This window comes from Hylemonella sp. GW821-FHT12C09 (assembly GCF_058807395.1).
Window position 1 is genome coordinate 117295 of sequence record NZ_JBXAQQ010000002.1, and the last position, 17777, is coordinate 135071.

General features: G+C 67.3%; 19 protein-coding genes. 10 read left to right on the forward strand and 9 right to left on the reverse strand.

From position 1 onward, the window contains the following. Positions 1-24: 24 nt before the first annotated feature. From AC1RRP_RS04430 to AC1RRP_RS04445, 4 genes are all read right to left on the reverse strand, one after another. Positions 25-906: a pirin family protein gene (locus tag AC1RRP_RS04430; RefSeq protein WP_493033637.1), complete on the reverse strand. Its 882-nt coding sequence runs from the start codon at positions 904-906 to the stop codon at positions 25-27. Positions 907-940: 34 nt separating this feature from the next. Further along, a complete protein-coding gene (locus AC1RRP_RS04435) occupies positions 941-1495 on the reverse strand; it encodes a flavodoxin family protein (protein WP_493033639.1) in 555 nt (184 codons plus the stop codon). 90 nt (positions 1496-1585) lie between these two features. Next, positions 1586-1996 carry a DoxX family protein gene (locus AC1RRP_RS04440; RefSeq protein ID WP_493033641.1) on the reverse strand — a complete coding sequence of 137 codons (411 nt, stop codon included), beginning with the start codon at positions 1994-1996 and terminating at the stop codon, positions 1586-1588. A gap of 43 nt (positions 1997-2039) precedes the next feature. Beyond that, the gene (locus AC1RRP_RS04445; protein ID WP_493033643.1) at positions 2040-2741 is read right to left on the reverse strand and encodes a pirin family protein; all 702 of its coding nucleotides are present in this window, start codon (positions 2739-2741) and stop codon (positions 2040-2042) included. A gap of 128 nt (positions 2742-2869) precedes the next feature. Between AC1RRP_RS04445 and AC1RRP_RS04450 the strand changes: the two genes are divergently transcribed. From AC1RRP_RS04450 to AC1RRP_RS04480, 7 genes are all read left to right on the forward strand, one after another. Beyond that, the gene (locus AC1RRP_RS04450) at positions 2870-3814 is read left to right on the forward strand and encodes a LysR substrate-binding domain-containing protein (protein ID WP_493033645.1); all 945 of its coding nucleotides are present in this window, start codon (positions 2870-2872) and stop codon (positions 3812-3814) included. 95 nt (positions 3815-3909) lie between these two features. Next, complete coding sequence (locus AC1RRP_RS04455) at positions 3910-4956, forward strand: NAD(P)/FAD-dependent oxidoreductase (protein WP_493033647.1); 1047 nt, start codon at positions 3910-3912, stop codon at positions 4954-4956. A gap of 104 nt (positions 4957-5060) precedes the next feature. Beyond that, positions 5061-5954: a tRNA glutamyl-Q(34) synthetase GluQRS gene (gene gluQRS, locus AC1RRP_RS04460; RefSeq protein WP_493033649.1), complete on the forward strand. Its 894-nt coding sequence runs from the start codon at positions 5061-5063 to the stop codon at positions 5952-5954. Continuing rightward, a complete protein-coding gene (gene trmB, locus AC1RRP_RS04465) occupies positions 5951-6715 on the forward strand; it encodes a tRNA (guanosine(46)-N7)-methyltransferase TrmB (RefSeq protein ID WP_493033651.1) in 765 nt (254 codons plus the stop codon). The genes gluQRS and trmB overlap by 4 nt, the downstream gene beginning before the upstream one ends. Positions 6716-6728: 13 nt before the next feature. Further along, the gene (locus tag AC1RRP_RS04470; protein ID WP_493033653.1) at positions 6729-7646 is read left to right on the forward strand and encodes a pseudouridine synthase; all 918 of its coding nucleotides are present in this window, start codon (positions 6729-6731) and stop codon (positions 7644-7646) included. Between the two features lie 68 nt (positions 7647-7714). Next, positions 7715-8434 (forward strand): hypothetical protein, encoded by a 720-nt coding sequence (locus tag AC1RRP_RS04475; protein WP_493033655.1) that lies wholly within the window; start codon positions 7715-7717, stop codon positions 8432-8434. A 136-nt stretch (positions 8435-8570) separates the two neighbouring features. Then, positions 8571-9545, forward strand: coding sequence for a Bug family tripartite tricarboxylate transporter substrate binding protein (locus AC1RRP_RS04480; protein ID WP_493033657.1), 975 nt, complete (start codon positions 8571-8573; stop codon positions 9543-9545). 128 nt (positions 9546-9673) lie between these two features. Here the strand turns inward: AC1RRP_RS04480 and AC1RRP_RS04485 are convergent, their stop codons facing one another. Then, positions 9674-11380 (reverse strand): methyl-accepting chemotaxis protein, encoded by a 1707-nt coding sequence (locus AC1RRP_RS04485; RefSeq protein WP_493033659.1) that lies wholly within the window; start codon positions 11378-11380, stop codon positions 9674-9676. Between the two features lie 333 nt (positions 11381-11713). On the opposite strand from AC1RRP_RS04485, the gene AC1RRP_RS04490 reads away from it, so the two are divergent. Further along, entirely contained in the window at positions 11714-12898 is a 1185-nt protein-coding gene (locus AC1RRP_RS04490; protein ID WP_493033661.1) for a lipid-transfer protein, read from the forward strand. An 11-nt stretch (positions 12899-12909) separates the two neighbouring features. On the opposite strand, the gene AC1RRP_RS04495 is transcribed toward AC1RRP_RS04490, so the two are convergent. Genes AC1RRP_RS04495 through AC1RRP_RS04510 form a run of 4 tightly spaced genes read right to left on the reverse strand, consistent with a single transcriptional unit; the run spans position 12910 to position 16137 of the window. After that, a complete protein-coding gene (locus AC1RRP_RS04495; RefSeq protein WP_493033663.1) occupies positions 12910-13377 on the reverse strand; it encodes a rhodanese-like domain-containing protein in 468 nt (155 codons plus the stop codon). Positions 13378-13404: 27 nt separating this feature from the next. Further along, positions 13405-14718, reverse strand: a complete 1314-nt coding sequence (locus tag AC1RRP_RS04500) for an MFS transporter (RefSeq protein ID WP_493033665.1) — start codon at positions 14716-14718, stop codon at positions 13405-13407. A 13-nt stretch (positions 14719-14731) separates the two neighbouring features. Then, on the reverse strand, positions 14732-15463 hold the full coding sequence (locus tag AC1RRP_RS04505) for an MBL fold metallo-hydrolase (RefSeq protein WP_493033667.1): 732 nt from the start codon (positions 15461-15463) through the stop codon (positions 14732-14734). 11 nt (positions 15464-15474) lie between these two features. Further along, entirely contained in the window at positions 15475-16137 is a 663-nt protein-coding gene (locus AC1RRP_RS04510) for an ArsR/SmtB family transcription factor (protein WP_493033669.1), read from the reverse strand. Positions 16138-16271: 134 nt separating this feature from the next. Here AC1RRP_RS04510 and AC1RRP_RS04515 point away from each other — a divergent pair, with 134 nt between their 5' ends. Next, complete coding sequence (locus AC1RRP_RS04515) at positions 16272-17420, forward strand: acyl-CoA dehydrogenase family protein (protein ID WP_493033671.1); 1149 nt, start codon at positions 16272-16274, stop codon at positions 17418-17420. Between the two features lie 76 nt (positions 17421-17496). Next, the gene (locus tag AC1RRP_RS04520; RefSeq protein WP_493033673.1) at positions 17497-17742 is read left to right on the forward strand and encodes a hypothetical protein; all 246 of its coding nucleotides are present in this window, start codon (positions 17497-17499) and stop codon (positions 17740-17742) included. The last annotated feature ends 35 nt before the right edge of the window (positions 17743-17777 follow it).

Genomic DNA, 17777 nt, shown 5'->3' on the forward strand with positions numbered 1-17777 from the left:
CCAGGCCGGGTCTCGTCGCTTGCCTCAGGCCAGGAAGCGTCGCTCGGGCAGGGGAATGAACTCGGTCTCGCCCGGCACCTGGCCCAGGCGCTGAGCCTCCCAGTCGTCGGCCGCCTGCACGATGCGCTCGCGGCGCGCTGAAACGAAGTTCCACCACATATGGCGTGGCGCATCGAGCGGTGCACCGCCGATCACCACCAGGCGGGTGGCTGCGCTGGCGATCAACTCCGCGCCCGCCGGGTCCGGCACCACCATCTGCTGCGCCGCCAGCGGCTGGCCATCGCAGTTCAGCGAGCCCTGTACCACGTAGACCGCCATCTCGGGCGCCAGCGCGGGCAGTTTGAGACGGCCGCCGGCCGGCAGCTGCACATCCAGGTAGAGCGTGGGCATCAGCGTGTGCACCGGCGAACGCAAGCCGAAGGCCTGCCCCACCAGCACGCGCACGGTCGCATCATCGACACGCCCTTCGGGAATCGCCGCCGCCGGTGTGTGCTCGAAAGACGGCTCGGTCTCCTCGTGCTCACGCGGCAAGGCCACCCAGAGCTGCAAGCCATGGTTGGTGTAGGTACTGCTGCGCAGCGACTCGGGGCGGCGCTCGGAATGCACGATACCGCGCCCGGCCGTCATCCAGTTGATGGCGCCGGGCTCGATCAGCTGCGAAGAGCCGATGCTGTCGCGGTGCATCATCGCACCCTCGAACAGATAAGTGACCGTGGCCAGGCCGATGTGCGGATGCGGCCGCACGTCGTGCTCGCTTGCGGGCGTTTCCAGCGCGGGGCCGAAGTGGTCAAAGAAGATGAAGGGGCCGACCGAACGCTGCGTCGCAGCCGGCAGGAGGCGCCGCACCAGGAAACCGCCCCCCAGATCCTTCTGGTGGCCCGTGAGGATATGCGGTGGCGATGTCATGGTGTTGTGGCCCTCCTGGAGCCCGACTCTACGCTCAGCCGCGCAGCTTGGCGGCAGCCGCGGCCACGCGCTGGCCGAACAGGCGCGCGGTTTCCAGGTCACCGGCTTCCATCTTGTCGGCCGGCGCATCGGAGGCGGTCTGACCCATGAGGCCGGCGTTTGCGGCGAGATAGTTCACGTCGCTGCGCTTGGAGTCCTTGGTGTTGTGGTACGCCATGCCCAGACCGACCCACAGGCCGCCATGCTGCATGGCCAGCGTGTGCAGATAGCTCAAGGTGGAACCCTTGTCGCCATTGACGTTGGAACTGTTGGTGAAACCTGCGAACACCTTGTCCTTCCAGGCCTGGGTGTACCAGGGCTTGCTGGAAGCGTCGGCGAACTTCTTGAACTGCCAACTCACGCTGCCCATGTAGGTGGGCGAGCCCATGATGATGGCGTCGGCGGCGGCCAGCGTCTCCCACGCCGCTTCGGGCAGGTTGCCCTCGGCGTCGATGGTGAGCAGCTCGGCGCCGGCCCCTTCGGCCACGGATTGGGCCAGGCGCTGGGTGTGACCGTAACCCGAATGAAAGACAACAGCAACTTTTGCCATGAGATGACTCCGGTAAAAAACGATTTGAGAAATTTGCAGGGACGCGTGCCGGGTCTCGTGTGTCACGAGACCCGGCACGCGGGCTGAGGATCAGCGCTGACGCTTGGCGTCCAGGCTCCAGGCGCCGGCACCGTGCGCGGCCAGCACCAGCAGGCCACCGACCACCGCGATGTTCTTGTTGAACATCAGCTGTTGCACGAAGGCCTGGTCGGCCGGCACGCCCCAGTAGTTGTGGAAGATGAAGGTCGCGACCAGCGTGAACAGGGCCAGCGCCAGGGCGGCCAGGCGGGTGCCGAAACCGAGGATCAGGGCCAGGCCACCGAGGATTTCCACCGCGACGGCGATGGCTGCGCCCACTTCCGGCAGGGGCAGGCCCTTGGAAGCGATGTAACCGGCGGTACCGGCAAAGCCACCGATCTTGCTGATGCCAGCCGGCAGGAACAGGGCGGCCAGCAGCAGTCGACCGATGAGGGACAGGGGGTTTTGCAGTGTGTTGAACATGGGAAGCTCCTTGGGTAAAAAATGAAACAGGGTGGAAAAACAGTCAGTCGGCCAGGTCGAAAACCAGCACTTCGGCATCCTTGCCGGCCTGGAGCTCGACCCGACTTTCGCCGGCCAGCAGGGCAGCGTCGCCGCCGCTCAGCCGCTGGCCATTGACCTCCAGCTCGCCGCGCACCAGGTGCACATAGCTCTTGCGCACCGGATCCAGGGACAGTGTCGCGCTTTCGCTGCCATCGAACAAACCGGCATACAGACGGGCATCGGCATGGACGGTCACTGAGCCGTTGGCGCCATCGGGCGAGGCCACCAGGCGCAGCGCACCGCGCTTCTCGGGCGTGGCAAAGGTCTTCTGTTCGTAGCTGGCCGGAATGCCGGTCACGTTCGGCTCGATCCATATCTGGAAGAAATGCGTCGTGTCCTTGGGCGCATGGTTGTATTCGCTGTGCATCACGCCGTTGCCGGCGCTCATGCGCTGCACATCGCCCGGCGGGATGGCGCGGCCGTTGCCCATGTTGTCCTTGTGCGCGAGTTCGCCGGACAGCACGTAGCTGATGATCTCCATGTCGCGGTGGCCGTGCGTGCCGAAGCCGGTGCCCGGGGCGATGCGGTCCTCGTTGATCACGCGCAGGTTGCCCCAGCCCATGTGCTGCGGGTCGTAATAACCGGCAAAGGAAAAACTGTGGAAGGACTTGAGCCAGCCGTGATCGGCGTAGCCGCGGTCCTGCGATTTGCGTACGGTCAGCATGGTGGGCTCCTTCCAGGGTTCAGCAGGACAGGCCTGCGATGGGGTGAACTTTAGGCCGGTCCGCGGGGTTTGCGATCCATGCGCTTTGATGGCATCATTCAAATTAATTGAATTTAAGATGATCCACCATGCAAACCGCCCGTGACGTTCTGACCCCCGACGCCCTGGCCATGCTGCAGACCATCGAGCACGCCGGCAGCTTTGCCGCTGCCGCGCGCGCCCTGGGCGTGGTCCCCAGCGCCCTGACCTACCGGGTGCGCCAGATCGAGGATGCTTTGGACGTGCTGCTCTATGACCGCAGCTCGCGCCAGGCCCGGCTCACCGCCGCCGGCGCCGAGCTGCTGCGCGAAGGGCAGCGCCTGCTGGCGGAAATCGACGCCGTGGCCAACCGCGTCAGGCGCGTGGCCACGGGCTGGGAATCGCAGTTCACGGTGGCGCTGGACGGCATCATCCACCGCACCACGGTGATGGAACTGTGCGAGAGCTTCTTCGCCCTGGGCGCGCCGACGCGCCTGAAACTGCGCGAGGAAACCCTCTCGGGCACGCTGGAGGCGCTGACCGCCGGCCAAGCCGACCTGGCCATCGGCGTGGCCCTGGACCCCAGCACCAGCGCCGGCGTGCACGGCAAACCCCTGGGGCCGGTCAGCTTCGTCTACGCGGTGGCGCCGCATCACCCGCTGGCGGCAGCGCCCGAGCCTCTGACCGACGAGATGCTGCTGCGCCATCGCGCCGTGGCGGTGGCCGACTCGGCGCAGCGCGGCAGCGGCCTGACCATCGGCCTGCTGGCCGGACAGGATGTCTTCACCGTGGCCACCATGCAGAGCAAGCTCGATGCGCAGCTGCGCGGCCTGGGCGGCGGCTTCGTGCCCGAGAGCATGGCGCGACCGCACATCGACGCCGGCCACCTCGTGGTCAAGAAAACCGAGCGACCGCCACGGGTGGTGCGCGTGAGTTACGCCTGGCGCGGCGGCACCGAGCACCAGCAAGGCCGCGCCCTGCAGTGGTGGCTGCAGCAGCTCGAAAGCCCGGCCACGCGGCGGGCACTGCTCGGGCCGGTCCACACCAGTTTCTGAGGCCCGGCGGTGGTCCCCGGGAAGGCCGGCCGCCGCTCCGGTACAGTGGAAGCGAAGGTGCAACTGAAATATCGACAAGAACGGAGACTGCCGACATGAAAAAACCCGCGCAACACTACGCCGTCATCGGCGCCGGCATGGCCGGCGTGGCCTGCGCCCGCACCCTGGTGCAGGCCGGCCACCAGGTCAAGCTGTTCGAGAAAAGCCGCGGCGCCGGCGGCCGCATGGCCACGCGTGATACCGAGTTCGGCAGCTTCGACCACGGCACCCAGTACTTCACGGTGCGCAACCCGATGTTCGCGCGCGCCCTGGAAACCGTGCCCGGCCTGTGCCGGCCCTGGAGCGCCAACGCCGTGCGCGTGCTCGACCCGCTGGGCCGCGTGGTGGCCGCGCCGCTGCCCACGCGCGAATCGCACTGGGTGGCCACCCCCGGCATGAACGCGCTCGTCAAGCGCTGGGCCGAACCGCTGCTGGCCCAGGGTGCGGTGGAACTGCAGACCCGGGTGGTCAAGATCGAACGTGATGCGCTCAACGAGCGCCGCTGGCAGCTGCACACCGAAGGCGTGGACGACAGCCGCCACGTGCACTCCGGTTTTGATGGCGTGCTGCTGGCCATGCCCAGCGTGCAGGCGCTCGAACTGCTGCGCAACTCGAAACAGGCACCCGCCCTGGCCGAGCGCATTGCCGAAGTCCGTGTGGCGCCCTGCTGGACGCTGATGGTGGCCTTTCCGCAGGCCATGCAACCGGGCCTGTCGGCGCTGGGGCCGCAGTGGAATGCGGCGCGCAGCACCCACCACCGCATCGCCTGGCTGGCACGCGAATCGAGCAAGCCGCGACGCGGCCCCATCGAACGCTGGACCGTACAGGCCAGCCCGGCCTGGTCGCAGGAACACCTCAACGACGACGCCGAGCGCGTGCAGTCCAAGCTGCTCAAGGCCTTTGCCGAAGTCACGGGCATCCGCGCCGAACCCAGCTACGCCACCGTGCACCGCTGGCACTACGCGCAGACCCTCCAGCCCCTGGACCAGAGCCATCTGTGGGATCCGGCCGCGCGCATCGGCGCCTGCGGCGACTGGTGCATGGGCCACCGCGTCGAGGATGCCTTCATCTCGGGGCTGGAGCTGGCACTCAAGGTGGCATGACGAACATGACCCCCACGGTCGCTCACTGCGTGTGCTCCCTGCCCCCCGAGGGGGCCGAGTTTCGCCTTGGGGCGGCCCGGCGGCGAAACATCCGCGCTTGGTGAATGCCTGCGAACTACGTCGGTCGCTTCGCCCCCTCGCCCACCGGCCCGCTGCACGCCGGCTCGCTGGTGGCCGCACTCGCCAGCTGGCTCGATGCCCGCGCCCACGGCGGGCGCTGGCTGGTGCGCATCGAGGACGTCGACGTGCCACGCTGTGTGCCCGGCGCCGACCGGGTGATCCTGCAGCAGCTCGCCGATTGCGGCCTGCTGCCGGACGAGCCGCCCCTTTACCAGTCGCAGCGCAGCGCGCTCTACGAGCAGGCACTTGATGCGCTCGTGGCGCGCGGCCTGGCCTACCCTTGTGCCTGCTCTCGCCGTGACATCGAAGCCGAGCAGCAGCGCCTGGGGCGTGTGAAACCGCGCCATGGTGAGCTGGTCTACCCCGGCACCTGCCGCGACGGTCTGCACGGCAAGCAGGCGCGGGCCTGGCGCCTGCGTGTGCCCGCCGGCGTCGTGCCCTGGACCGACCGTCGTCTGGGCCCGCAATCGCAGGACGTGGAACAGGACGTCGGCGACGTCGTGCTGAAACGCGCCGACGGCCATTTCGCCTACCAGCTCGCGGTGGTGGTGGACGACGGCGACCAGGGCATCACGCACATCGTGCGCGGCGAGGACCTGGCCGACAACACGGCGCGCCAGCTCCTGCTGCAGCGCGCGCTTGGCCTGCCCACGCCCGCCTACCTGCATACACCGCTGGTGCTGGGCGCCAACGGCGAAAAACTCAGCAAACAGAACGGCGCCCTGGCGCTGGACACACACGATCCGCTGCTCGCCCTCAAGACCGCCGCCGCCGTGCTGGGCCTGCACGTATCGGGCACGACCATCGGCGACTGGCTGGCGGCGGCCACGGCGCAATGGGCTGCCGTCTGGAGAGCGCCCGCTAAAATCCAGGGGTGACCGATACCCCCAAGCCCCCCGCACAGGATGCCGCAGCGTCAGGCCCGCCCAAAGACCGGCGCCGCCTGCCGCCGCCCGGCGTCGACTTTCCCAAGACCATCAAGAGCTTCGTCAAGCGTGCCGGGCGCACCACCACGGGCCAGGCCAAGGCCTTCGAGCTGTATGGCCCGCGTTTTGTGCTGCCTTACAGCGCAGCGCCGCTGGACCGGGTGGCGGTCTTCGGCGCGGAAGCGGCGAAGCGCCCGCTGATCCTGGAGATCGGCTTCGGCATGGGCGACGCCACGGCGCATATCGCAGACCTGATGCGCGATACCAACTTCCTGGGCTGCGAGGTGCATGAGCCCGGTGTGGGCGCGCTGCTCAAGCACATCGGCGAACGCGGGCTGACCAACCTCCGCATCCTGCAGCACGACGCGGTCGAGGTGCTGGACCACATGCTGCCGGAGCAGAGCCTGGACGGTGTGCACATCTTCTTTCCCGATCCCTGGCACAAGACCAAGCACCACAAGCGTCGCCTGCTGCAGGCCCCGCTGGTGGCCAAGCTGGCGACACGCCTCAAACCGGGCGGCTACCTGCACTGCGCCACCGACTGGGAACCCTATGCCCAGCAAATGCTGGCCGTGCTGGGCGCCGAGCCGCTGCTGAAGAACACCGCCGAGGACTACGCCCCCAAGCCCGACTACCGCCCTCTGACCAAGTTCGAGAAACGCGGCCTGCGCCTGGGCCACGGGGTCTGGGATCTGGTGTTCACGCGCATCTGACCTCCGTCCGGCCATGAGCCGCCCGCCACACCGCCACAAGCCGCCCATGGTCGACGGCGTGAGTGCGAGCTGCGTGGCCCTGCCGCACGGCGCGTGGCCGCGGCTCATCGACTTCCTGGCCGAGCGTCTGCCAGCCATCAGCCCCGAACAGTGGATGCAGCGCATGGGTGCAGGCCGTGTGCTGGACGAAGCAGGCATGGCGCTGCCGCCCGAGGCGCGTTTTGTCCCCGGTACGCGCGTCTACTACTACCGCGAACTCGAGACCGAGCCCCTCATCCCCTTTGAAGAAGAAGTGCTCTACCAGGATGCCCACCTGCTGGTGGCCGACAAGCCGCATTTCCTGCCCGTCACCCCCACCGGCCGCTTCGTGCAGCAGACCCTGCTGGTGCGCCTCAAGCGCCGCACCGGCATCGAACATCTGAGCCCCATCCACCGCATCGACCGCGAGACCGCCGGCCTGGTGCTGTTCAGCGTGCAGCCGCAGGACCGCGGCGCCTACCAGGCCCTGTTTCGCGAGCAGGTGGTGCACAAGGAATACGAAGCCATCGCCCCGCTACGACCCGATCTGCCGCTGCCGGCCGTGCATCGCAGCCGTATCGAACCCGATGCACGCTTCTTCCGCCAGCGCGAGGTACCGGGTGCCCCCAACAGCGAAACGCAGATCGAGCTCATCGAAGCGCTCGGCGATCTGGCGCGTTACCGCCTGCGCCCGCGCAGCGGCAAGACGCACCAGCTGCGCGTGCACATGGACGCGCTGGGGCGCCCGATCACCGGCGACCTCTTCTACCCTGAAGTGGTCCATGGCCCGGGCCAGGCCGAGGAAGACTGGAGCCACCCCCTCCAGCTGCTGGCGCGCGCGCTGGCCTTCACCGACCCCGTCACCGGCGAGTCGCGCCACTTCGAAAGCCGGCGCCAGCTGGCGGCAAGGTGATACGTCTTGAAACAGCGCAACTGCCACGACACGGCGATACTGCAACGCATTTCCTGCACCACGACACCATGAAAAAACACCTCACACTGCTCGCCTTCACCGCCTTCCTGGCCCAGCCCGCCCTCGCCGGCGACCTCTCGGCACTCGGCAACCTCAGCCAGTCGGAATTCCGCCGGGTCTCCGAAGACCTGGGCGCCGCCTTCAGCTACAAGCCCATTGCGCCGACCGAGGCGCAAGGCATCACGGGCTTCGACATCGGCCTCGAAGTCACCGGCACCGACATCTCCCGTAGCGCCGGCGCCCTGTCACGGGCCGGCGCCAGCGACAGCAGCATGAACACGCTGCTGATCCCGAAGCTGCATCTGCACAAAGGGCTGCCGCTCGGGCTGGACGTGGGGGGCTTCATCGCCAACGTCCCGGCCATCAACGCCCAGCTCTACGGCGCCGAAGTACGGTATGCCCTGCTCGGTGGCGGCGTGGCCATGCCGGCCATCGGCGTGCGCGGCGCCTACACCCGGCTCGACGGCGCCAGCCAGCTCGCCCTGAGCACGCGCAGCCTGGACATCTCCATCTCCAAGGGCTTCACCGTGCTCACGCCCTACGCCGGTGTCGGCCAGGTCTGGGTCAACAGCTCGCCCAATGCGGGCAACCTCGCGGGCGAAAGCTTCAGCCAGGGCAAGCTCTTCATCGGCCTCAACCTGAACCTGGGCCTGTTCAACCTCGCCCTCGAAACCGACAAGACCGGCGACACCACCTCCTGGGGCATGAAGGCGGGCCTGCGCTGGTGATCGCCCGACACCATGGGGCTATCACTTTTTCCGATAGCTGCTAAGTACTAACCAGCGTCCGACGGACGGCCGTGCTCCCTATACTGAAAGATTGCATCGGCCCGCCTGGCGGGCTGCATCCACCTGAGGAGATTCCATGACCTTCAAGATCACGACGCTCGCCCTCGCGCTGGGCACCTTGCTGACCGCCGGCCCCGCGCTGGCCCAGGCCAACTGGCCGACCAAACCCCTGACCATGGTGGTGGGTTTTGCCGCCGGCGGCGCCACCGACGCGGTGGCCCGCATCATCGCCAAACACCTGGGCGATGAGCTCAAGCAGAACGTGGTGGTCGACAACAAGGCCGGTGCCGGCGGCAACATCGCCACCGACTTCGTGGCCCGCGCCGAGCCGGACGGCCACACCCTGCTGCTGGGCAGCGTGGGTTCGCTCACGGTCGCCCCGCACATGAATGCCAAGCTGCCCTACAAGCCGCTGCAGGACTTCGCCCCCGTCACCATGGCCGTGGTGTTCTCCAACGTGCTGGTGGTCAAGGCTGACCTGCCCGTGAAAAACCTGGCCGACTATGTGAAGCTGGCCAAGGCACAACCCGGCAAGCTGACCTACGCATCGCCCGGCATCGGCGGCGCCGGCCACCTGGCGGGCGAACTGCTGAAGATCAAGGCCGACATCGACCTCACCCACGTCGCTTACAAGGGCGGCGGCCCGGCCATGCTGGGCCTGCTCGGCGGCGAGGTCGATTCCTTCATGTCTACCCCGCCCACGGCCGGCCCGCACATCAAGAGCGGCAAGATCCGCGCCCTGGCCACCACCGGTCTCAAGCGCGACCCGCTGATGCCCGACGTGCCCACCGTGGCCGAGCAGGGTTACCCCGGCTTCGATACGCTGAACTGGTACGCCTACGTGGTGCCCGCGAAGACGCCCAAGGCTGTGGTGGACCGCCTGAACCAGGTGCTGGTCAGGATCCTCAAGGAACCGGAGGTGGTCAAGGAACTTGAGTTGAAGGGCCTGTCACCCAGCCCCAGCACCCCGGCCGAACTCGCGGCCTACATGAAGCGCGAGTACGACACCTGGGGGCAGGTGGTCAAGAAGGCTGGTATCAAGCCCGAGTAATCGGACCCGGGCCAGCGCAGCGGGCTCAGGCGACCGCTGCACTGGCGAACTCATTGTTGGGCGCTAAGCTGGCCAGTAAGCCTGCATGGAACGGCCACACGCCGACCCTCACCCCTCAGACAGTTTGTTCAGAAGCTTTCCCAGTCTCCGGCATCCCCCCCCGCGCTGGACTTGACCGGCACGGCGGAAGAAGCCGCCGGCGAAGATAGCGCCGGCTTGGGAGTGGCCGGGCGCGGTGCCGGCTTGCTGGCAGGCGCGCGGCTGGGTGCAGGTGTGGCCGCAGCCTGCGCCCCCTGGGCCAGCTTGAAGACGGCCACCGCCTGCACCAGGTCCTGTGCCTGCCCGCGCAGGCTGCTGGCCGCCGCCGCCATCTCCTCCACCAGCGCGGCGTTCTGCTGCGTGGCCTGGTCCATCTGCGTGACCGCCTCGCCGATCTGCGCCACGCCCTGGCTCTGCTCGGTGCTGGCCGCGCTGATCTCGCCCATGATGTCGGTCACGCGCCGGATGCTGACCACCACTTCGTTCATGGTGGCGCCGGCCTGGTCCACCAGGGTCGTACCCTGCTCGACCCGGCCCACACTTTCCGTGATCAGGGTCTTGATCTCCTTGGCGGCTTCCGCGCTGCGCCCGGCCAGGCTGCGTACTTCGGCGGCCACCACGGCAAAGCCGCGGCCCTGCTCGCCAGCACGCGCGGCCTCCACCGCCGCATTGAGCGCCAGGATGTTGGTCTGGAAAGCGATACCGTCGATCACGCTGATGATATCGGCGATCTTCTTGGAACTGTCATTGATGCCTTTCATGGTGTCCACCACCCGAGCCACGACTTCACCGCCCTGCACGGCCACGGTGCTCGCGCTCTGCGCCAGCTGGTTGGCCTGGCGGGCGTTGTCGGCGTTCTGCTTCACCGTGGAGGAGAGTTCTTCCATCGAGGCCGCCGTCTCTTCCAGCGCGCTGGCCTGGCTTTCGGTGCGCGCGCTCAGGTCGTTGTTACCCTGGGCAATCTCGGCGCTGGCCGTGGAGACAGACTCCGAGCCCTGGCGCACCGTGCCCACCACCCCCACCAGGGAACTCTGCATGGACGACAGGGCCTGCAGCAACTGCGCCACCTCGTCCTTGCCGGTCGTCGTGATGGGGCGCGACAAATCACCCTGCGACACGGCATGCGCAGTCTCGATGGCCTCGGCCAGGGCACGCGAAATATTGCGCACCAGCATCCAGCCAAAAACAATGGCGAAGCCTGCGCCCAGGATGAAGAAGCCGATCATCATCATGCGGGCCGTGGTGAAACGCGCGACGGCGCCGTCATATTCCTGCCTGGCCACGTCCAGTTGCAGTTCGGTCAGCAGCCCCAGCTGCTTGCGCACCTCCGGATAGATCACCCTGTCTTTTTCGGCCAACAAACGGCGCGCCGTATCGAGGTCGTTGGCGCGCAGGGCCGTCTGGACGGGCCGCAGGAATTCACCGACAAAACGGTCCCAATCCTGGGCGAAGGCCTTGGCAATCTCGGTCTCCTTGGGGGTCAGGTAGGTGGCCATGTATTCTTTCCACACCTTGTTGATCGCAGCGATGTTCTGATCGATTTCGTCTGCCCTCTCCTTGATGTTCTCCGGCGTGGGCATGGCGATGGCGTTGTTGGCCGCCACCCGGTTGCGCAGGATGTTGCGCTGCACGTCCAGCAGCTGCCCCATGGGCACGGTACGGTCTTCGTAGACCGTCTTCAAGCCGTCATTGGTATCGCCCATCCCCCGTATGCCTATGAAACCGACGATCAGCAGCAGCAGGACGAGCACGCCGACCAGCAGGGTGAGTCGCGTGGAGATCTTGAGGTTGTTCATCGGGAGTCCCTGGTCGTTGTTCATTTGGGGGAGGTGGCATCGGAGGACCGGAATCAGCATAACGCCGGATCAGGTTCAGGGCAATGACGATCAGCACGGTTTTCCCACGATCCCTTGCACGCTGTCCATGGGCGCCCTGGCCCGGCGATCCCGCTGACCGCCCTGGCTGTCTGTCGACCCCAAAGCGCTGAAACTTGAGTGTCCCACGCCCAAGCCAGCCGCGGCCGGCCATGACCTGCTCGCGACAAGCAGCAAACATACGCGGCCATTGGCGAATTCGGCGCGCCGCCGGCCGGTGCTAAGCTGGCAGCAGTCAGAACTGCGGAGCTCCCCATGTCCAGCCACGTCCTGGTCGCCGGTGTCGGCATGATCCCCTTCACCAAACCCGGCGCCAACCGCCCCTACCCCGAGATGGCCGCCGAAGCCACGCGCGCGGCCCTGGCCGACGCCGGCCTGGATTACGCGCAGATCCAGCAGGCCTACGTGGGCTACGTCTACGGCGACTCCACTGCTGGCCAGCGCGCGCTCTACGAGGTGGGCATGAGCGGCATCCCCATCATCAACGTCAACAACAACTGCTCCACCGGCTCCACCGCCCTGTTCCTGGCGCGCCAGGCCGTGGCCAGCGGTGCGGCCGACTGTGTGCTGGCCCTGGGCTTCGAACACATGAGCCCCGGCGCCCTGGGCGCCGTGTTCGGCGACCGGCCCTCGCCCTTCGACCGCTTCGACCACGCCACCGAGGAGCTGGTCGGCCATGCCGAGATACCGCTGGCCCTGCGCTACTTCGGCGGCGCCGGCCTGGCGCATATGCAGCAGTACGGCACGAAGCTGGAAACCTTCGCCGCCATCCGCGCCAAGGCCAGCCGCCACGCCGCGCACAACCCGCTGGCGCTCTTCCGCAAGGAAGTGACAACCGACGATGTGATGGCCGCGCCCATGCTGTGGGACGGCGTGATGACGCGCCTGATGGCCTGCCCGCCCACCTGCGGCGCCGCAGCGGCCGTGATCTGCTCGGATGCGTTCGCGCGAAAGCACGGACTGGACCGCAGCGTGCGCATCCGCGCCCAGGCCATGACCACCGACACGCCTGCCACCTTCGAGGCGCGTGACATGCGCGAGGTGGTCGGTTTCTCCATGGCGAAGGACGCCGCGCGCCAGGTCTACGAGCAGGCCGGCATCGCCCCGCAGGACATGGACGTGGTGGAACTGCACGACTGTTTCGCCCAGAACGAACTCATCAGCTACGAGGCCCTGGGCCTGTGCCCGGAAGGCGGCGCCGAGAAGTTCGTCATGGACGGTGACAACACTTACGGCGGCCAGTTCGTCACCAACCCCTCGGGCGGCCTGCTTAGCAAGGGCCACCCGCTGGGCGCCACGGGCCTGGCCCAGTGCACCGAGCTCGTGCAGCAGTTGCGTGGCCAGGCCGGCGCACGCCAGGTGGCCGATGCGCGCCTGGCCCTGCAACACAACCTGGGCCTGGGTGGCGCCTGCGTGGTGACGCTGTACGAGCGGGTCTAGGGCCTGCGACGTCAGTTCCCGCTGTGCGAGGGTGCGCCCGTGGCGCGGCTGGCCGCGTCGAAACCGCCCTTGGCTTTCCACTCGCCCATGCCGCCCTGCAGGATGCGCACGTTCTCGTACCCTGCCAGGCGCAGCGCCAGCCCGGCCTGCGCCGACAGCGTGCCCTGGTTGCAATAGATCAGCACCGGCTTGTCCTTGGGGATCTCGTTGCGCTTGGCCAGCACCTGGCGCCACTCGATGTGGTGCGCGCCGGGGATGTGGCCCTTGTCGAACTGACCCTTGTCACGCGCGTCGATGACGAAGAACTTCTTCCAGTCGTCCTTGGGGATCTGCTCGGGGAAGATGGTGGCGCCGCCGTAATCGACGAACTCGAAATAGCCCTCCAGCGCATCGAGGACCGCCTTGTCGTCGGCATGGGCCGGCAGGCTGGCAACAGCAGCGGACAGCGCGAGCAGGGAGAGGGTCAGCAGTTTTTTCATGGTTTCATTTCTCCAGTTTGAATCGGTTCAGGCGGGGTTGATCCGCGGGTGGGTTTCCTCACCCCACCACCACAGCAGCGCACCGGAAAGGGCCATGGACAGGGCCACGAACCAGAAGGCGCCCTCCATGTGACCGGTGAAATGCGCCACCGCGCCCAGGCCCAGCGCGCCGATGCCGTAGCCCAGGTCGCGCCAGAAGCGGTAGATGCCGATGGCCGAGCCGCGCCAGCTGGGGTGCGAGATGTCGGCCACAGCGGCCGAGAGGTTGGGGTACAGCAGCGCCATGCCCAGACCCGACACCGCCGCCGAAAACGACCACCAGGCCACGCCCGAGCCCAGCAGCATCATGGCCACGCCGGCGCCGCAGATCCCCATGCCGGCCACATTGGGCAGGTGGCGGCCGATACGGTCCGACAGCTTGCCCGTAAAGAGCTGCGAGCCGCCCCAGACAAAACCATAGACGCCGATGACCCAGCCCACCTGGGGCAGGCACAGGCCCTGCTGGTAGAGGAACACCGGGTAGAAGACCCAGATCAGCGCATCGACGAACTTCTCCACCAGGCCGGCCTGGCAGAGCGCGGCCAGGCGGCGGTCGCGCCAGGTCATCAGCGCAAACAGGTCCCAGGTGCTGGGCTTGGCAGGCACGTTGACGGGATAACGCGGCACCGGCCCGCCGGCCTTGCCGGCCGCATGGCGCGCCCCTTCGGCCTTGGCCCAAGGCAGGGTTTCCCGGACGAAGAACAGCGTCAGCAGCAGCGCCGAGACGATCACCACCAGGCCGAAGATCAGCAGGCCCAGCCGCGCGCCGAAGGCCGTGGCCATGTAGCCGGTCACGATTCCGGCGATGGCCACGCCCACATAACCGGCGAACTCGTTGAGGCCGATGGTCAGGCCGCGCTGGTCGGCGCGCGTGATGTCGAGTTTGGCCGTCTGCGTCATGGACCAGGCGAAGCCCTGGTTCATGCCCAGCAACACCGTGGCTGCCACGATCCAGCCCCAGCTCGGGGCCCACAGGATCATGAAGGGAATCGGCAGCGCGCTGAGCCAGCCGATCAGCAGCACACGCTTGCGCCCGAAACGCTCCGACAGGCGACCGGCCACGAAGTTGAGGGTGCCCTTGACGAAGCCGAAGGCCACGACAAAGGAGATCAGCAGCATGAAGGAGCCCTGGGGCACGCCGAACTCGACACTGGCCAGGGCCGGCACCACGGTGCGCATCATGCCGATGGTCAGGCCCACCAGCAGCACCTGCAGCAACTGGTGGACGAACTGCGCCAGGTTCTGACGGATGCCGTGCAAATAGTCTTGCACCTCGTGGCGCGCCACGCTGAGTTCACTCACAATGCTTCCCCGTTCAGGCCGAGATATTGGCCGCGACCATACGGTCCATGTCGGCCGGGCGCGGCGGGATCTCGCGCGTGAGCTCGGTGATGAACTCTTCGCGGCGCATGGAAAGCGCCGGGTTCCAGCGCTTCTCAAAGCCGATGGTGGACGAGGGCTTGCCCGACAGGCCGACACCACAGGCGCTACCCGCCTGGTGGCCAGGGTAGATCTCCAGATCGGCCGGCAGGCGCATCAGCCGGGTCTGCAAAGCGTCATGGAGCTGCCCCGCCATCACGCGCTCTTGTCCTGCCAGGTCGGGGCGGCCGACGGCGCCGACGAACAGCGTGTCGCCCGTCAGCACGAACCAGGGCGCGCCGCCGCGGCGCAGGTCGGTGACCAGCGGGCAGATGCTGTCGGGCGTATGCCCCGGCGTGTGCAGCACTTCCACCTGCACATTGCCCAGATCCAGGGTCTGGCCGTCGCGCAGCGGCTCGAAGTCGAACTGCACGACGCTGCGGTCAGCCTCGTGCAGGCAGTACGGCGCGCCCAGCATGGCGGCCAGCTTGCGCCCGCCGGAGTAGTGGTCGGCGTGGACGTGGGTGTCGATCACGTGCGTGATCGACACCCCGGCCTTCTTCGCTTCATCGATGAACCAGGGTTCATCCCCCGCCACGACGTCCACGGCCACCGCCTTGGCAGCCGTTGCGCACCCGAAAAAATAGGACAGCGACGCTTCTTTCGTCGCCAGTTGCCTGAAAAACATGGTGTCTCCTCTTATCCGCGTTCCAGCGGCAAACCGGCGGCCCGCCACTCGGCCACGCCGTCCAGCAGCTTGCGCACGCGGTAGCCCTTGCGCGTGAGCAGTTGCTGCGCTTCCTCGGAAAACAGGCAGAACGGTCCACGGCAATAGGCAACGATCTCGCGCCCCTTGGGCAGTTCGGCCAGGCGTTTCTCGATCTCGGCCACCGGCATGGAGCGCGCATAGGGCAGGTGCGCCACCTCGTACTCTTCCTCGGGCCGCACGTCCAGCACGATGACCTCGCCGCGCTTGGCCTGGGCCAGCAGTTCCTTGCGGCTGGCCTGGGTGAGCTGCTCGGGTGCGGCCACCATCTTCTGCAGCGCCAGCTGCAGCTCCACCAGATGCTCCTCGGCCACCAGGCGCAGCGTCACCCAGAGCTGGCCCACGTCCTCACCACTGAGGCGGTAGACCATGTACTTGCCCTCGCGCCGGTGCTCCACCAGGCGCGCGGCCTTGAGCGCCTTGAGGTGCGCGCTGGCCAGTTTGACGTCGATGGACAGTTCGGCCGCCAGCACCTCCACCGTCTTCTCGCCCTGGGCCAGCAGTTCCAGCAGCTCCAGCCGCTTGGGACTGGAGACGGCCTTGCCGATGCGGGCCACCTGTTCGTAGAGCAGGTCCTTGAGTTCGCGCTTTTTCATGCGTACATTCTAACGTCTGTTTGAATGATGTAAAGCTCGGGAAAGCACGGACGGCCTCCGGCGCCGGCAGCTTCAACGGCAGCGCAAGCCTGTCGCACAATCGGCAGCACACGCGCCGCCACCGAAGGAACCCCATGCTGCCGCAACTGCACCGCCACCCCTGGATGGATACGGACATCGACGCCTTCCGCGACCAGCTGCGTCGTTACGTCAACGCCCAACTGCTGCCGCACCTCGCTGGCTGGCGCCAGCAGGGTTACATCCCGCGCGGAGTCTGGCGGCCTTTCGGTGAGCTGGGTTTCCTGCTGCCCGAGATGCCCGAAGCCTATGGCGGCGCCGGCGCCAGCCTGGCCTACCAGCTGGTGGTGGCCGACGAACTGGCGCGCGCCGAAATCCCCGGGACGGTCGCCGTGCACACCATCGCCGCGCACTACATCCTGGACTACGGCACCGAAGAGCAGAAGCAGCGCTGGCTGCCCGGTCTGGCCAGCGGCGAACTGATCGCCGGCATCGCCATGACCGAGCCCGGCGCCGGCTCCGACCTCAAAGCCATCCGTACCCGCGCACGCCGTGAGGGCGATGACTACGTGGTCGACGGCAGCAAGGTTTTCATCACCAACGGCTACACCGCCAACCTGCTGGTCGTGGTCGTGCGCACCGGCGGCGAGGGCAGCAAGGGCGTCTCGCTGCTGGTGCTCGAAACGGAGAAGCTGCCGGGCTTTCGCGCCACCCTCCTGGAAAAGGTGGGCCTGCACGCCTCGGACACCTGCGAGCTCTTTTTCGACGGTGCGCGCGCGCCCGTCGCCAACCTGCTGGGCGGCACGGAAGGCCAGGGTTTTGCACAACTCATGAGCCAGCTGCCCTTCGAGCGCATGCTGCTGGCCGTGGCTGCGGCCTCGGTCATCGAACGCGCGGTGGAGCTCACGGTGGACTACACGCAGCAGCGCAAGGCCTTTGGCCAGCGCGTGATCGATTTCCAGAACACGCGCTTCAGGCTGGCCGAATGCGCCACGCTGGCGCACGTGGTGCGCAGCTTCGTGAACGACTGCACCCAGCGCCTGCTCGACGGCACGCTGGACGTGGAGGCGGCGTACATGGCCAAGTGGTGGACCACCGAGCAGCAGTGCAAGGTGACGGACGAATGCCTGCAGCTCTTTGGCGGCTACGGCTACATGGCCGAATACCCCATCGCCCGCCTCTGGGCCGACGCCCGCGTGCAGAAGATCTACGGCGGCACCAACGAGATCATGAAGGACCTGATCGCGCGCAAGGTCTGCGGCTGAGGGCGTGCGGTTGCGGGGCGGGCCGCAGCCCGGCATGGATAATCCAGACACCCTTCACGCACAAGAGACCCGCAGCATGCCCGCCACCGAGATCAAAGTCACATCGGCCGGCATCGTTGCAGGCAAGGAGCTGCTCATCCCGACGGGTGAGCAAGGCAGCACCCTGCCGCATGTGCAGGACTGGGTCACCAGCAAGCTCAAGGCCAAGTCAGCCCTCAAGGACGTCAGTGCCTCGGTCCTGGTCAAGGGCATCAAGCAATGGGCGGCCTACGATGAAATAGCGGGTTCCCGGAAAACAAGAACCGTCTTCAAGATCACCTAGGGTAGGCCGATCCGCCCTGGGCGGCCCCGAAGGCG

Coding starts and splice junctions, on each gene's coding strand:
- AC1RRP_RS04430 (WP_493033637.1), bottom strand. CDS start 906: ATGACATCGCCACCGCATATCCTCACGGGCCACCAGAAGGATCTGGGG.
- AC1RRP_RS04435 (WP_493033639.1), bottom strand. CDS start 1,495: ATGGCAAAAGTTGCTGTTGTCTTTCATTCGGGTTACGGTCACACCCAG.
- AC1RRP_RS04440 (WP_493033641.1), bottom strand. CDS start 1,996: ATGTTCAACACACTGCAAAACCCCCTGTCCCTCATCGGTCGACTGCTG.
- AC1RRP_RS04445 (WP_493033643.1), bottom strand. CDS start 2,741: ATGCTGACCGTACGCAAATCGCAGGACCGCGGCTACGCCGATCACGGC.
- AC1RRP_RS04450 (WP_493033645.1), top strand. CDS start 2,870: ATGCAAACCGCCCGTGACGTTCTGACCCCCGACGCCCTGGCCATGCTG.
- AC1RRP_RS04455 (WP_493033647.1), top strand. CDS start 3,910: ATGAAAAAACCCGCGCAACACTACGCCGTCATCGGCGCCGGCATGGCC.
- gluQRS (WP_493033649.1), top strand. CDS start 5,061: ATGCCTGCGAACTACGTCGGTCGCTTCGCCCCCTCGCCCACCGGCCCG.
- AC1RRP_RS04470 (WP_493033653.1), top strand. CDS start 6,729: ATGAGCCGCCCGCCACACCGCCACAAGCCGCCCATGGTCGACGGCGTG.
- AC1RRP_RS04475 (WP_493033655.1), top strand. CDS start 7,715: ATGAAAAAACACCTCACACTGCTCGCCTTCACCGCCTTCCTGGCCCAG.
- AC1RRP_RS04480 (WP_493033657.1), top strand. CDS start 8,571: ATGACCTTCAAGATCACGACGCTCGCCCTCGCGCTGGGCACCTTGCTG.
- AC1RRP_RS04485 (WP_493033659.1), bottom strand. CDS start 11,380: ATGAACAACCTCAAGATCTCCACGCGACTCACCCTGCTGGTCGGCGTG.
- AC1RRP_RS04490 (WP_493033661.1), top strand. CDS start 11,714: ATGTCCAGCCACGTCCTGGTCGCCGGTGTCGGCATGATCCCCTTCACC.
- AC1RRP_RS04495 (WP_493033663.1), bottom strand. CDS start 13,377: ATGAAAAAACTGCTGACCCTCTCCCTGCTCGCGCTGTCCGCTGCTGTT.
- AC1RRP_RS04505 (WP_493033667.1), bottom strand. CDS start 15,463: ATGTTTTTCAGGCAACTGGCGACGAAAGAAGCGTCGCTGTCCTATTTT.
- AC1RRP_RS04510 (WP_493033669.1), bottom strand. CDS start 16,137: ATGAAAAAGCGCGAACTCAAGGACCTGCTCTACGAACAGGTGGCCCGC.
- AC1RRP_RS04515 (WP_493033671.1), top strand. CDS start 16,272: ATGCTGCCGCAACTGCACCGCCACCCCTGGATGGATACGGACATCGAC.
- AC1RRP_RS04520 (WP_493033673.1), top strand. CDS start 17,497: ATGCCCGCCACCGAGATCAAAGTCACATCGGCCGGCATCGTTGCAGGC.